12 protein-coding genes are annotated in these 14695 nt (G+C 36.3%); 7 read left to right on the top strand and 5 right to left on the bottom strand.

From position 1 onward, the window contains the following. Window positions 1-60: 60 nt before the first annotated feature. From AQF98_RS19795 to AQF98_RS19785, 3 genes are all read right to left on the bottom strand, one after another. Complete coding sequence (locus AQF98_RS19795) at window positions 61-267, bottom strand: hypothetical protein (protein WP_055133708.1); 207 nt, start codon at window positions 265-267, stop codon at window positions 61-63. 445 nt (window positions 268-712) lie between these two features. After that, on the bottom strand, window positions 713-3607 hold the full coding sequence (locus tag AQF98_RS19790) for a two-component regulator propeller domain-containing protein (protein WP_161805893.1): 2895 nt from the start codon (window positions 3605-3607) through the stop codon (window positions 713-715). Between the two features lie 37 nt (window positions 3608-3644). Next, window positions 3645-4493 (bottom strand): LytTR family DNA-binding domain-containing protein, encoded by an 849-nt coding sequence (locus tag AQF98_RS19785; protein WP_235524273.1) that lies wholly within the window; start codon window positions 4491-4493, stop codon window positions 3645-3647. A gap of 77 nt (window positions 4494-4570) precedes the next feature. On the opposite strand from AQF98_RS19785, the gene AQF98_RS19780 reads away from it, so the two are divergent. Continuing rightward, on the top strand, window positions 4571-5275 hold the full coding sequence (locus AQF98_RS19780) for a ferritin-like domain-containing protein (protein WP_055133707.1): 705 nt from the start codon (window positions 4571-4573) through the stop codon (window positions 5273-5275). Window positions 5276-5292: 17 nt separating this feature from the next. Beyond that, the gene (locus AQF98_RS19775) at window positions 5293-6159 is read left to right on the top strand and encodes a ferritin-like domain-containing protein (RefSeq protein WP_055133706.1); all 867 of its coding nucleotides are present in this window, start codon (window positions 5293-5295) and stop codon (window positions 6157-6159) included. A gap of 78 nt (window positions 6160-6237) precedes the next feature. Here AQF98_RS19775 and AQF98_RS19770 read toward each other — a convergent pair whose 3' ends face one another. Further along, complete coding sequence (locus tag AQF98_RS19770) at window positions 6238-7362, bottom strand: CofH family radical SAM protein (protein ID WP_055133705.1); 1125 nt, start codon at window positions 7360-7362, stop codon at window positions 6238-6240. A gap of 168 nt (window positions 7363-7530) precedes the next feature. Between AQF98_RS19770 and AQF98_RS19765 the strand changes: the two genes are divergently transcribed. The 3 genes from AQF98_RS19765 (at window position 7531) to AQF98_RS19755 (ending at window position 10576) form a co-directional block, all read left to right on the top strand. Next, on the top strand, window positions 7531-8769 hold the full coding sequence (locus tag AQF98_RS19765) for a pitrilysin family protein (RefSeq protein ID WP_055133704.1): 1239 nt from the start codon (window positions 7531-7533) through the stop codon (window positions 8767-8769). Further along, window positions 8762-10036 (top strand): pitrilysin family protein, encoded by a 1275-nt coding sequence (locus tag AQF98_RS19760; protein WP_055133703.1) that lies wholly within the window; start codon window positions 8762-8764, stop codon window positions 10034-10036. Before AQF98_RS19765 ends, AQF98_RS19760 begins: the two co-directional genes overlap by 8 nt. A gap of 87 nt (window positions 10037-10123) precedes the next feature. After that, complete coding sequence (locus tag AQF98_RS19755) at window positions 10124-10576, top strand: GNAT family N-acetyltransferase (RefSeq protein WP_055133702.1); 453 nt, start codon at window positions 10124-10126, stop codon at window positions 10574-10576. On the opposite strand, the gene AQF98_RS19750 is transcribed toward AQF98_RS19755, so the two are convergent. Next, complete coding sequence (locus tag AQF98_RS19750; protein ID WP_055133701.1) at window positions 10577-12415, bottom strand: PQQ-binding-like beta-propeller repeat protein; 1839 nt, start codon at window positions 12413-12415, stop codon at window positions 10577-10579. A 124-nt stretch (window positions 12416-12539) separates the two neighbouring features. Between AQF98_RS19750 and guaB the strand changes: the two genes are divergently transcribed. Beyond that, window positions 12540-14009 carry an IMP dehydrogenase gene (gene guaB, locus AQF98_RS19745; RefSeq protein ID WP_055133700.1) on the top strand — a complete coding sequence of 490 codons (1470 nt, stop codon included), beginning with the start codon at window positions 12540-12542 and terminating at the stop codon, window positions 14007-14009. Window positions 14010-14374: 365 nt separating this feature from the next. Then, a complete protein-coding gene (locus tag AQF98_RS22410; protein ID WP_255352941.1) occupies window positions 14375-14503 on the top strand; it encodes a hypothetical protein in 129 nt (42 codons plus the stop codon). Window positions 14504-14695 lie beyond the last annotated feature (192 nt).

Here is a 14695-nt window from a genome sequence, read left to right as displayed (position 1 = left end):
AAATAAAAAGCACCCATAAAGGATGCTTTTTCAAATTATATATTTATGATATATTTTTTCTTAGTATCTATCGTCATCATCATCATCGTCGTCGTCATCGAAGTTATAAGAAGTATCGATGTCGTCTAATGGAACGTCGAAATCATCATCGTCCTCTTCATCTAATATCTCATTGTCTTGGATATCATCATCTTCATCATCTGATTCCTTGTCGGAAAGAGGCTTGTTCACTGGGTTTTTCTGGATCGGTTTTTTCGGCGTTTTCATAACACAAAAAATATTAATAATAGGAAATTTTAAAGGTACTCTAAATTATAAAAAATCTTTTTAAATAGAAAGAAACCTCTTTTTTTGTTTTTTTATTTGATTCAAAATTAGAATAAAAAGATTTTTTTTGAAACTTTTTTTCATTTTTTTCTTAGCCTGAAAAGCAGTTGTTTACGTATAATAAAATCAATTTAGTTAAATATGCTTAGCGTTAGAAACAAAAAAAGCGTCTCGATTTTTCGGGACGCTTTTAACACACAAATGAAACCTGAATTGAGATATGATTTTAGGTTAGGTTAAAAAATATCTTTGTCAATCCTATAAGAACGTTTTTTGAACAAACAATTAATGTTTGTTTAATATCTTATAACAAGTTTAATGCTAATATTAGAATGATTGGAGAAAATTTAGTAAGTGGTAGTAATAATTGAGTAAACGGTAATTTTTAGTTTAAAGGGACAGAAATTGTGATTGTTGTGCCACTATTACCGTTCTGTTCGATGAAAATCTGTATAGGTTTTGCTTCGATTTGGTTGAGCAGGTTTATTCTTTCTTGAGTAAGCTCCATTCCTTTGCTCTGATGTTTGGTGTTTTTATTGGCCAAAGAATTATTGATCCCCACACCATTATCTATGATTTTAATCCATAAATAATTTTCATTTTTTCGAGCAATGTTAATCTGTACTTTACCACCTTCTTCTATCGGCATAATGCCATGCCATATCGCATTCTCAATATAGGGTTGTAAGATCATCGAAGGAATATAGGTCTCTTCTTTATCTATGTCTGCATCCATATGAATGTGGTATTCAAATTTCTCGCCGAAACGATACTTCTCTAAACTTAGGTAAAGATTAAGGTATTCAATCTCTTCTTCAATATTGATGTAACTTTTGGTACATATTTCTAGGTTTTTTCTAATTAATTTGGCGAAACCCGTTAATACCTTATTGGCCGAAGACGTATTTTTTGTATTGATATAATGTTGAATAGAATTCATCACATTGAAAACAAAATGGGGATTCATCATCGCTTGTAAAGCCCTTTGTTCTAACATTAATATCCTGTTCTTTAACAACAACTGCTCTTGTTCCTTGTTTTTTTGCCTTTTGGTTATGCGAACAGTAATGATATATAATAGATAACCGCCAATAATCAATAGCACAATGATAAACCACCAGGTTTGCCAAAAGTTTTTTTCTATGATAAAGTGGATTTGATCTGGCTTGCTCCATTCGCTATCTTGGCTTTTGGCACTCACTTCAAAAGTATATTCTCCTGGTTCAAGTGAAGACAATTCGACCCTTCTGTTTTTGGTTTCAGACCAGTTTGCATCTGCTTTTAATCGGTATCTGTAAACTATTCGTCTGTTTTTAAAATCAATTGCGCTGTAGTTAAATGTAATATTATGTTGCCCAGGGCTAAGTACAAAACTAGCAGCACTTAAATCTAATGTTTCTTTATTGTTGGTAACAGACGAAATATAGGTTTTTGGGGCCTTGGTTTGTTGGGTCTTCTGGTTGTGGGCAAAATAGACCAGGCCATTGTTTGTGGCAAAATAAGCAGTATCAGTATCGATATAGAGGTCATTTAAATCATCAGACAACAAATCGTTGGCATAATCAAATGTGTTAACGGTTACTTTATCATTTTTAAAGGTAATTCTATTGATCCCAGTTCTACTAATGGCCCATAGGTAATCGTTCTGTACAAATAATTTATTGATAATATTGTTGTTTAAACCATCTTTTTGGGTAAGGTGTTTAATCAATGTTCCATTTTTGATCAATAAGATACCATATCCATCTGTTGCCATGGCTAAACTTCCATTGCTCAACTGTTGCATATCGTTGATCCTTTTGGTTAAAAGCAGGTTGTTTTCATAAACCTTATTTAACTTTTCCGAATTGAATTCAGATACTCCATTAAGGTTAGAGAACCATAGATTTTGTTGTTGATCATAATACACCCGGTAGGAGCGATCTTTAAAAAAATCTTGCTTTTCTTTATAATTAGAAGAGGTAAACTCAAATTTATGAAGCCTATCATTGATAATTACTACCCCAGAAGATAAGGCCAAGGCCATTTTTTGGGTAGTATCAATGCTGAAGTTTTTAATTACAAATACAGAGTTGTTGGTCTCTCTTAAATGGCTAATTGTAGGTTTTAATGGAAAACTTGACGATACAGCACCTAAGCCATAATCGGAAGCAAACAAGATATTTTTATTTTTCTGATCGAAAAGTAATTGTTTAACCAGATTGTACTTCTTAGGATTGGGTAGGGAGATTTTTTCTAATTTTTTACTTTTTAGGTTGAGGATATTAATATTGGCGCTGTTTAAGCCTAGCCATAACCGGTTTTGTGCATCTTTAGTAATGCTCTTGATCATGTCGTTACTTAAACCATTGTTCTTGTTAAAAATATACAGCCGTTCTTTAACATCAGGTAACCTATAAATTCCATTTTTTGTGGTAAACCACATATTTTGGTTATTGTCTTTGATCACTTGGTTTACATCAACATCTTTTAAGATCTGTTTTGTTTTTCCATCAAAATCTATTACAAATACGCCATTGTTATTACTTAGCCAAAGCGTTTTGTCATTTAAATAGATATACCCAGGGCTATTGTTCAATAAAAGCGTATCTATTTTAAATACCAATTTGTTAAAGGTGCCTACTTTTAGGTTTAGACCTTGTTTGTCTAAAAAATACATCGATTTATCTGGCCTATTGAGTATGGTTTTATAAGAAAGTGGAAGCAATGTATCCTTAATCAACACAAAATTATTCCTGATAAATAAATGCACCGCTTGTGTACTATAGGCCCAGATATTTCCTTGTTTATCTTCGTGGATAAAGGTATTGATGAACTGGTTTTCAGTATTTGGTGAGCTATATTTGATCAGCGTTTTCTCGTCCCATAGGCCAATTACGTTTTTATTGGTGCCAAACCAGATTCTTCCCTTGCTATCCTCAAAGAAAGAAACCACTACAGCATTAAAATTGAGTTGTTGTAGTTTTTCGCTATTGTTTTGATTGTAGATTTTTCCATTAAAGAAATAACTTAATTGCCCATTAAGTGCTAAAAACCATATCCTGCCTTTACTGTCTTCTCTTAATTGTAAGATTTGATTATCAGGCAATCCATCATCTACAGAGAAATTTTCGAATACCGTACCATCAAATCGGCTTACCCCAGCATCTGTAGCCACCCAGATATAGCCCTTTTTATCTTGTAAGGTGTAATAACAGTTGTTGCTTGGTAATCCATTTTTTGTGGTGTAATGTGGCAAATAAGCAATTTGTGCAAAGGTTTTGCTGTTCGACGATAGCATTACAATCGATAGGCAAACTAAAATATATAGGTAGGCCCTAATTTTCACCTTGGATATTGGTATAGGATTTAATCTTATCAAAAAAGTCACTCGCTCTCCTTCTAGAAACAGTAATGGTTTCTCCGTTGTTAAGTACAACCTGAAGCCCATTTTTGCTATTGTATTCTTTTACAAACTTCAGATTTACAATACTAGATTTATGGATACGTACAAACCTGTTCTCGGGCAATATTTCTTCGTATTCTTTCAATATTTTAGATACTGCAATTTTCTCTAGGTTGGTTAAATGAAATACAGAGTAATTGCTGTCCGCTTCAATATGGATAATGTCATCAATATCTACCAATCGATAACCTTGGCCACTTGGTAAAGTTATTTTTTTGATACTGGTTTTGTCATTTAAATCGTTGGCCAGATTTTTAAGACTTTCGTTTCTGTTGTTTTCTGCCTTGTTTAACTTGATATATTTAACCGCTTTATGAACAGCTTCTTTAAGCTCATCAATATCAATTGGTTTCAGCAGGTAATCTAATGCATTTGCTTTAATGGCTTTTAGTGCATATTGATCATAAGCAGTAGTAAATATCACCGTGGCATTTGCATTTTGGGCCTGTGGAATAAGCTCAAAGCCGTTTTCGCTGGGCATGGCAATGTCAAGAAAGATGAGATCTATAGCATGTTGACTTAACAAATTACGTGCTTCACTTACCGATTTTGCAATACCTGCAACATGAACGTTCTCGCAATTTTCTTGTAAAAGAAAATAAAGGGAGGAACGGGCAAACTCTTCATCATCAACAATTATGGCATTTAACACGGCGTAGTTTTTAATAGGGCTCAATTTATCAAAAAATAGAAGGAATAGAAAATATTTCTTCGATCTCAAAAACCAAAGTCAAATTGCTTTCGTAGATGACATATATATGACCTTTTAACTAGAACCTTAAAATTAAAATTATTCTTATGGAAAGTTTAAACGAAAATCAAGATGTACTGCAAAAAGAAAGCAACATTTTGGATGCTAAATTAGAGCGTCGTTCCTTCTTGCAATACGCAGGAGCAGGAGCCGCCATTGTTGCTTTAACAGCAGCAGGTTGTAAAAAAGACAGAGTTGTAAACACAGACTTTGGTGTTACATTAGATTTTAAAGATGACTTCGGTGTCTTGAACTATGCGTATGCCTTAGAACAATTAGAGGCTGCATTTTATATTCAGGTTGCAGCTGCTCCACCTTCTGGCTTTAGCGCTGCAGAAAAACAATACTTCCAAGATATTCAATTTCATGAAATAGCCCATAGAGAATTTTTTAAAAATGCTTTAGGTACAGCAGCAATTGGTAATTTATCTGTAGATTTTTCTAGCATCAACTTTACAGATCGTAGCAGTGTGTTAAATGCAGCTATGGCTTTTGAAGATTTAGGTGTGGGTGCCTACAATGGTGCAGGTGTTCGTTTAAAAAACACAACTTATTTGTTGGCTGCTGGTAAAATAGTTTCGGTAGAAGCTCGCCATGCTGCTTATGTAAGAGATCTGATTTCTAATGGAACTTTTGCTACTGCTCCACAGGTTACTGCTTCAAATGGTCTTGATATGGCTTTAACACCAGATGTTGTTTTAGGTGCCGCAGGAAAATATATCAAAACGAAAATTAACGTAATTAATCTTTAATCCTAAAATTAGAAATCATGAATATCGTAAATATATTAGAAGAAATTGAAAAAGTTGACGGTGAGATCTATGAAAGATTAAACCCGAGAAGAGCAGCAATGAAAGAGTTTTTTAACATGGGTAAAAAAATAACTCTTGCTGCAATGCCATTGGCATTAGGTTCTGTATTTCAAAAAGCATATGGTCAAAGTACGCCAGCTGCAGTTACAGATGTATTGAATTTTGCGTTGGCCTTAGAATATTTAGAATATCATTTTTATAACCATGCTTTGGTTGCTGCACCAACTTTAACCATTCCGGCTGGAGCTGCAACAGCGGCAATTACATTGATCCGCGATCACGAAAATGCACACGTTAACTTGTTGAAAGGTGCTTTGGGTGCTGCTGCTAGACCAGAAATTACCTATGCAATGACAGATTTTACAGCTGGTGGAACATTTGCTGATGTATATAGCAATTATGGAACATTTTTGGCTGTGGCACAAGGATTCGAAGATACAGGAGTAAGGGCATACAAAGGTCAGGCAGGAGTTTTGGCTGGTAATGCTGTACTTACTACTGCTTTACAGATCCATTCTGTAGAAGCACGTCACGCTTCTCACATTCGTCAAATGCGTACAGCATTGGCAGGTGGGGCAGCAATTTACAAACCATGGGTAAGTTTAGGTGCTGCTGGTCAGGCAAACGATTCAGGTGTTCCACAAGTAGATGCAGTTTATGCGGGTGAAGATTTAACCACACAAGCAGGTGTAAACATTACTGGAATTAATGGCAATGCAGGCGTAACAAAAGCCGTTGCTGTAGAAAGTTTTGATGAGCCGTTAGATAAAGCTAGCGTAGTAGTTATTGCTAATCTATTCTTGAAAACAGGATTTAAATTATAAGTTTTTCATTGGGTTTAAGTTAAGGGAAGGAAGTGCATACTTTCTTCCCTTTTTTATGCTTTAACCTTTAAGATTGTTTTAATAGGTAATGACTTGCTCTTCTAAATGAGCTGGTAAATCGCGGTAGTTGTATTGTTGTCCACGGAGTTGTGGCTCAAAACCTGCTTCTTTAATTGCATTCTGAATACCTTGCGCCGTAAAACGGTGTGGTGCACCTGCTGCAGAAACAACATTTTCTTCGATCATGATTGATCCGAAATCATTTGCACCCGCATGAAGGCACATTTGGGCAACTGATTTGCCCACTGTTAACCAGCTGGCCTGTATGTTTTTAACGTTAGGTAGCATAATGCGACTTAAAGCCAACATTCTTACATATTCATCGCCACTTACATTATTACTAATTCCTCTCAAACGTTTCAATAGAGTACCATCATCTTGGAAAGGCCAAGGAATAAAGGCCAAGAAGCCTTTGGCATGCTCAGGTTTCTCACTCTGAACTTCTCTAATCCATACCAAATGCTCAAAACGTTCTTCAATAGTTTCTACATGGCCAAACATCATCGTTGCAGAAGTGGTAATGTCTAATTGATGTGCCGCACGCATTACATCCAACCATTCTTGTCCACCACATTTACCTTTAGAAATTAAACGCCTTACCCTGTCATTTAAAATTTCGGCACCTGCCCCTGGTAAAGAATCCATTCCATTGGCTTTCAGTTCTTTTAAAACTTCAGTATGTGAAATGCCCTCTAATTTAGCCACGTGGGCAATTTCAGGTGGACCTAAGGCATGTAACTTTAAATCAGGATATAATTCTTTGAGCTCTTTAAAAAGATTGGCATAAAAATTTAATCCTAAATCTGGGTGATGGCCACCTTGTAACAACAATTGGTCGCCACCTAAACGAAAAGTCTCTTCAATTTTAACTTTGTAGGTTTCAATGTCCGTAATGTAACTCTCATCGTGCCCCGGTCTGCGAAAGAAATTGCAGAATTTACAGTTGGCAATACAAACATTGGTTGTATTTACATTACGGTCTATTTGCCACGTAACTTTACCACTTGGTACTTGAATTTTTCTTAATTCGTTAGCTACGTAGGCCAATGCTGCAGTATCTGCATTATGGTATAAAAAAACGCCTTCTTCTTTGGTTAAAAAGTCGAATTTTAAAGCCCGCTGTAATAATTCGGCAGTATTCATATTACAAAGATAGCTAAAAGCGATGTAAGGCAAAAGCTATAAGGTTTATGGGATGTAAAAAAACACGAGAAGAGATTGCGTTAGACAATTATCATTTAATTGATACATCTTCCATTTTGCATTCCACATCTTACCTTTTTATATATCTTTACTGCTCTAAAAATTGATATGGTAGATTTTAATCGTTTTACGCTAGCTAATGGTTTAAAAGTTCTGGTTCACGAAGACCCAACAACACCTATGGCAGTTTTAAATATTTTATATGATGTTGGGGCAAGAGATGAAGAAGAGGGGAGAACTGGCTTTGCACATCTGTTTGAACATCTGATGTTTGGTGGTTCTGTTAATATTCCTAGTTATGATGAGCCTTTACAACGTGTGGGAGGCGAAAATAACGCATTTACGAGCAACGACATTACCAATTACTACATTACCTTACCTGCAGTAAACATCGAAACTGCTTTTTGGCTCGAAAGTGATCGGATGTTAAGCCTTGCCTTTTCTGAAAAGAGTTTGGATACGCAAAGAAATGTGGTAATGGAAGAGTTTAAACAACGTTACCTTAACCAGCCTTATGGCGATGTATGGTTGAAATTGCGTCCACTTGCATACCAAACACACCCTTACAGATGGGCAACCATTGGACAGGATCTGGCCCAAATAGAAAATGCCAAAATGGAAGATGTGAAAGCATTTTTCAAAAAACATTACAACCCACAAAATGCCATTATGGTAGTTGGGGGCAATGTAAAAACCGAAGAAGTTAAAAAAATGGCCGAAAAATGGTTTGAACCCATCCCGGCAGGTGAGAAATACCACCGTAATTTACCAAAAGAATTAGCGCAAACCGAGGCAAGAACGTTAACAGTTAACGAAAATGTACCTTTAAATTCGATTTATATTGCGTTTAAAATGCCTGCAAGAAATGACCAGACCTATCAGGTTTATGATTTAATGTCTGATGTATTGTCGCAAGGCCAATCTTCAAGGTTATACAACAGTTTATTAAAAGAACAACAATTGTTCAGCGATATCAATGCTTACATTTCTAGCAGTTTAGACGAAGGTTTATTTGTGGTTGAAGGAAAACTGGTTACAGGAGTAGAAATGGAAACTGCTGAGAAAGCAATTTGGAAAGAACTACAACAAATGACCAATAGCTTGGTAAGCGAGGAAGAGTTGACCAAGGTGAAAAATAAATCAGAATCGATTATGCTTTTTGCCGAGATGAATTTGTTGGATAAAGCAATGAATTTAGCCTATTACGAACTATTGGGCGATGCGCAGCTTTTGAATATAGAAATTGATAAATACCTAGCCATTACTGCAGCACAGATTAAGCAAGCTGCTGCAACAACTTTTGTTAAAGAAAAATCTTCTACCTTATATTATTTAGCCAATGCTTAACCGTACGCTTGCACCTGCTTCTAAACAGGTTGATGAAATTAATTTTATTGCGCCAAAGGCACAACAATTAGACAATGGCATTAAAGTTTTTACTGTAAATGCCGGTCAGCAAGAATTGGTTCGCATCGAGTTTATATTTCAAAATGTAAACTGGGATCAAAACCAACCCCTACAAGCTGTAACGGTAAATAGCTTGATCAATAATGGAACGCAAACATTATCAGCAAAAGAAATAGCAGATAAGGTAGATTATTATGGTGCTTTTTTGCAAACAGAATATGCGGCAGACCATACTACAATTACCTTATACAGTTTAAATAAACATTTGGTTGCGGTATTGCCAATTGTATGGTCAATTTTAAATGAAAGTATTTTTCCGCAAAACGAATTGGATATTTTTATTCAGAACCAAAAGCAAAAATTGAGTGTCAATTTACAGAAGAACGATTTTCTGGCCCGTAAAACTTTTGCCAATACCATTTTTGGAGCAACAGCCTATGGTTCTGATATCGGTTTAGCTGACTATGATGAACTGAAAAGAGCAGATCTTTTAGTTTATTTTAAAGCTGCATTTAAACCAGAAAACTGTACCATTATAGCTGCTGGTAAATTTGAAGATGTAGAATTTAATCTACTTAACCAATCTTTTGGTAAAGCTTGGGCAAACCATGAAGCCTCTACCCTCAATCAATTTAGTTTTGCAGCCCTTACAGGCGAAGACATCTACATTGAAAAACCAGATGCGGTTCAGTCTGCTATCAGGATGGGTAATTTAAGCATTAACCGTAAGCATGATGATTTTTCTTCTTTGCAAATCTTGAATACCTTGTTGGGTGGATATTTTGGTTCTCGTTTAATGGCCAATATACGCGAAGACAAAGGTTATACCTATGGCATTGGTTCTGGTATTGCCTCTTTAAAAGATGCAGGTTATTTCTTTATTGCTACAGAGGTAGGAACCGATGTTTGCGCCAGTGCTTTACAAGAAATAGAAAAAGAAATCAACCTATTAAAAACCGAATTGGTAGCTGAAGAAGAATTAGACTTGGTACGTAATTATATGCTTGGTTCTATGTTGGGTAGTTTAGAAAATGCTTTTTCGCATGCCGATAAATTTAAGAACATCTATTTTTCAGATTTAGATTACAGTTATTACAGCAAGTATATCCACAAAGTGAAAACAATAAGTGCCGAAGAAATTAAAGCCATTGCCAATACCTATTTAAATTGGGATGCAATGACCAAAGTTGTGGTTGGTAAAAAATAGAAACACTCTTTACAATATATCATCATTAAATTGGTTAATCTCATTAAGATCAACTAAGTATTCCAAACGCCCTATTTTTAATCGATAATGAACATCCCTCAAGAAAACCCAGCCTATACTTATCAAATCAATCCAGATCTTGCTCAAATAGATTGGGATTATATCATTTCTCTCTTCTTTAAAATTGAATGGAAACACCGTAAAGCAGAAGAGATTGCTGCTGCATTTAAGAATAGTACCACTACACTTTTTGTGTTTAAAGACGACAAAGTGATTGCCTTTGGCAGGGTGGTGGGCGATGGAAGATATTATGCCATGTTAGCCGATATTGTTGTAGACCCAGACTACCAAGGGCAGGGACTAGGGAAATATCTAGTCACTACCTTGAACAATCAATTGGTTGATTATCATTTTGTAAATTTAAGTGCAGCCCCGGGTGCAGATAATTTTTACAAGAGCATGGGTTGGAAAAAACAAACTACAGCATTTATCTGGCCACAAGGACCAAAACAATTGAGACAGCACTGCGAGCCAGAATAGTTATTCTTTACTCTGTAATAAAGTTACTTTTCCATCCATTGTACTCACCAAAATGTTTTTGCTATTCATTACGTTAACGGTATTGATCATGGAGTTGTCTATTTTGTGAGCCCATAAAGCTTGTTGTTTTTTAGGGTCGAAGGCATATACTACTCCATTTTTTGTCCCGAAAAAGACTTTGCCGTCTTTTTCTATCAGCATAGAGGGTACATGTTCATAACCAAAGCCTAAGTTGAGTTTCCAAGCAATTCCAGGGTCTGTAACCTGTGTTTTGTAGGCAACCACTTCATCTTGCATGGTTTTGCCGTAAATGAGGGTGCTATCTGTAGATAAGCCAATCGATTCTCTTACAGTAGCTTCCTTGTTTCGCCATAAAGTCTGTCCATTTTTAGCATCTATAGCTGTTAAATACCTATCTGGGGCAGCAATATAGATAATGCCATTGGTCGCTACTGGAGTAACCATAGCTGGCGAAAACATTCTGTTGGCGCTGCCATTATTCCATTTCCAAAGTAAATGGCCAGATTTAGCATCTAATGCATACAAGTGTCTTCCCCAAGAACCAAAAATAACTTTACCTTGATAGAGAAGTGGTTTGCCCACAATTGTTCCTTCTACCTCTTCAAATTTCCAATTTGTTTTACCTGTTTGAATATCTAGCGATCTAAAAGTATGGTCACTCGAACCAATTAATACCTGGTTGCCGTCGATAATCGGAGAACCCAATACCGCATTAGCCGTTTCTACTTTCCAAATCACCTTACCAGTAGTGGCATTTAACGCGTAAATGTTTCCATCTCCAGAACCAAGAATAACCAGATGTTGGGCTACCACTGGAGAAGAATAGATGGCGCCCTTGGTATTAAATGTCCATGCTTTTTTGCCTGTTTTTAAATCTAAGGCTTCTACCAAACCCACACTATTGCCAAAAATGGCTAGTTTGTTGGTATAAGCAGGTGTATTGACTACGTTGGCATTTGAATGGTAGGTCCACACTTCTTTTACCCCACTATATTTTTGATTAACCGAATAATCTGGTCTTTCGTAAGCCTTTAAAGTTTGATGTACAAAAGGTTTTAAGGCAATTTTTCTCCAAACAGGTAATAAAGTTTCAGAAGGTTTTTTGGTAGCAAAATAAACAGTATCCTTTGTCATGTTTACAATGTTATAACCGCCAATGCTATCCTTTGCCCTTAAGTTCGATCGGCCCATGGTACTTTCTATCCCTTCAAAATTGTAGGCCTTATTTTGATGTCCATGTCCACAAATGGCATATTGGATATTGTATTTTTTTAACCGGTCTGTGGCTTCGTACCAATTGTCTAAACTATTGTCAATAGGGTAGTGGTTAATAAAAACAATAGGCATTTTAGCAGGTGTTTTTTTTAATATATCATCCAGCCAAACAGTGGCATCACGAGGAATATGTCCATCAGACATGCGTACATAGGGTCCAGAGGCACAAGCAATAAAGCGATAGCCATTATGGTCAAAAGTAAATTTATCGCTGCCAAATTCTTTGATAAAAGTTACACCACCAGATTCAGACCAGCCTGTATCATGATTTCCTGGAATTACATAAAAGGGTTTTTTCAATCCAGATAGAATTTCTTTGGCCAATTTGAGTTCGTCATTGGTACCCATTTCGGTTACATCGCCAGTTACTATGGTAAAATCTATATCATTTTGTTTATTGATATCGGCAACAGTTCTTCTCAAATCTTCCTCGCCCGTGGCTGTCCCTATATGGGTATCGGTTACAAAAGCATATTTAAAATTCTGTGCAAAAGAGTGTAAAGCGAAAAAAGAAATGGCTAAGATTAAGATGAGTTTTTTCATGATTGGGAATTGCTGCTTAAAGGTGCTAATTTCTTTTATGCAGAACAAAGTGTAATGATATTTTTATATTGAATGATTATGTTGTATCTTTGCCCGGCAAATAATAACTCCTAATTTATTTGCTATGCAACTCGATCCCCAAAAATTTATCGCCACTGGTTTAACATACGATGACGTATTGTTAGTGCCTGCCTACTCAGAGATTTTGCCCCGTGAAGTTAATACATCAAGTTTTTTAACCAAAAAAATCAAGCTGAATGTGCCTTTGGTTTCTGCAGCTATGGATACCGTTACGGAAGCACAATTAGCCATTGCCATTGCTCAAAATGGTGGTTTGGGTATGCTGCACAAAAATATGACGATTGAAAGACAAGCTGAAGAAGTACGTAAAGTAAAACGTTCTGAAAGTGGTATGATCCAAGATCCAGTTACCTTATTGGAAGACTCTATCGTGGCCGATGCATTCAAGATTATGAAAGAGCATAAAATTGGTGGTATCCCTGTGGTAAGCAGCGATAATAAATTGGTAGGGATCATTACCAATCGCGATTTGCGTTTTCAAAAAGACATGAACAGACCAATTGCTGATGTAATGACTAAGGAAAACCTAATTATTGCACCGGAAGGTACTACGTTGGTACAAGCAGAAGAGATTTTGCAAAACCATAAAATTGAAAAATTACCAGTTGTAAATGCTGAAGGTTATTTAAGTGGTTTAATTACTTTTAAAGATATCCAGAAAGTTAAAAACTACCCAGCGGCCTGTAAAGACGAAAGAGGACGTTTACGTGTTGGAGCAGCGGTTGGAGTTACCGCCGATACCATGCAACGTGTTGATGCTTTGGTAAAGGCAGGAGTTGATGTAATTGCGATCGACACCGCACACGGACACTCTAAAGGGGTAATCGATAAATTGAAAGAAGTAAAAGCTAAATATCCAGATTTACAGGTGATTGCTGGTAATATTGCTACTGGTGCAGCGGCAAAAGCATTAGCTGATGCAGGTGCCGACGCCGTTAAAGTTGGTATTGGCCCTGGCTCTATCTGTACCACCAGAATTATAGCTGGTGTTGGTGTACCACAATTGTATGCCGTTTTTGAATGTGCCAAAGCATTAAAAGGAACAGGTGTACCTGTAATTGCAGATGGAGGTATTAAACATACTGGAGACATTGCCAAAGCAATTGCTTCTGGAGCAAGTACGGTAATGGCAGGCTCTTTATTTGCTGGAGTAGAAGAATCGCCAGGCGAAACTATTATCTATGAAGGACGTAAATTTAAGTCTTACCGTGGTATGGGTTCTATTGAAGCTATGGAGCAAGGTTCTAAAGACCGTTACTTCCAAGATGTTGAAGATGATATCAAAAAATTAGTACCAGAAGGTATTGTAGGTAGAGTTCCATTTAAAGGTACTTTAGCCGAAGTAATGTATCAATATGTTGGTGGTTTGCGTGCAAGTATGGGTTATTGTGGCGCAGGTACTATTGAAGCTTTACAAGAAGCACAGTTTGTACAAATTACAGCAGCAGGCATGAGAGAAAGTCATCCTCACGATATTACCATTACTAAAGAAGCACCTAACTATACAAGGTAATTTTATTAATCAGAAAATTAAATATAGCGGGGCATCGGTTACGATAGCTCCGCTTTTTGTTTTCATATATAAATCCTACTTATTGAGTTTTAGGAAAACATTGTTAGTGGTGCTTCGGTCTATTCAACCCTGCTTTTTGTTGCTGCCGAAGAAAAATCGGCATCCACTCCAATCAGGTTTATTTTACAAAGTCATTGGTTCTTGGCAAAAGCAACTTAAATAATAGCATAGTCCCGCGTTCTATAAACGGGATTGCAATGAAAATCCTTTTTGTTGCGAAGCACAAAAAGATTGGAATGTAAAGCCCGGCTAACTTTAAAAAGCACGTAGAAACTTGCTTTCCTAAACCCTTAGCTAATGAGTTTTTGAAAAACATTGTTAGTGGCTCTTCGGTCTATTCAGCCCTGCTTTTCGTTTCTGCCGAAGAAAAATCGGCATTCACTCCAATCAGGTTTATTTTACAAAGTTATTGGTTCTTGGCAAAAGTAACTTAAATAATAGCATAGCCCCGCGTTCTATAAACGGGATTGCAATGAAAATCCTTTTTGTTGCGAAGCAGAAAAAGATTGGAATGTAAAGCCCGACTAACATTAAAAAGCATGCAGCAACCTGCTTTCCAGAATTCTTATAAAGGAAAAATCATATTTATGGAGGTTTCAGAAAAACAATATCAGTAGTTCTTAGCT

This window comes from Pedobacter sp. Hv1 (genome assembly GCF_001412215.1).
In the GTDB taxonomy this organism is placed as follows: Bacteria; Bacteroidota; Bacteroidia; order Sphingobacteriales; family Sphingobacteriaceae; genus Pedobacter.
The sequence above is the reverse complement of the archived record's forward strand: the minus strand, read 5'-3'. Positions and strand labels throughout refer to the sequence as shown.

Excerpts from the sequence above, each read along its gene's own strand:
- AQF98_RS19780 (WP_055133707.1), top strand. The coding sequence starts at position 4,571 with ATGGAAAGTTTAAACGAAAATCAAGATGTACTGCAAAAAGAAAGCAAC.
- AQF98_RS19750 (WP_055133701.1), bottom strand. The coding sequence starts at position 12,415 with ATGAAAAAACTCATCTTAATCTTAGCCATTTCTTTTTTCGCTTTACAC.
- AQF98_RS19770 (WP_055133705.1), bottom strand. The coding sequence starts at position 7,362 with ATGAATACTGCCGAATTATTACAGCGGGCTTTAAAATTCGACTTTTTA.
- guaB (WP_055133700.1), top strand. The coding sequence starts at position 12,540 with ATGCAACTCGATCCCCAAAAATTTATCGCCACTGGTTTAACATACGAT.
- AQF98_RS19775 (WP_055133706.1), top strand. The coding sequence starts at position 5,293 with ATGAATATCGTAAATATATTAGAAGAAATTGAAAAAGTTGACGGTGAG.
- AQF98_RS19790 (WP_161805893.1), bottom strand. The coding sequence starts at position 3,607 with ATGCTATCGTCGAACAGCAAAACCTTTGCACAAATTGCTTATTTGCCA.
- AQF98_RS19755 (WP_055133702.1), top strand. The coding sequence starts at position 10,124 with ATGAACATCCCTCAAGAAAACCCAGCCTATACTTATCAAATCAATCCA.
- AQF98_RS19760 (WP_055133703.1), top strand. The coding sequence starts at position 8,762 with ATGCTTAACCGTACGCTTGCACCTGCTTCTAAACAGGTTGATGAAATT.
- AQF98_RS19795 (WP_055133708.1), bottom strand. The coding sequence starts at position 267 with ATGAAAACGCCGAAAAAACCGATCCAGAAAAACCCAGTGAACAAGCCT.
- AQF98_RS19765 (WP_055133704.1), top strand. The coding sequence starts at position 7,531 with ATGGTAGATTTTAATCGTTTTACGCTAGCTAATGGTTTAAAAGTTCTG.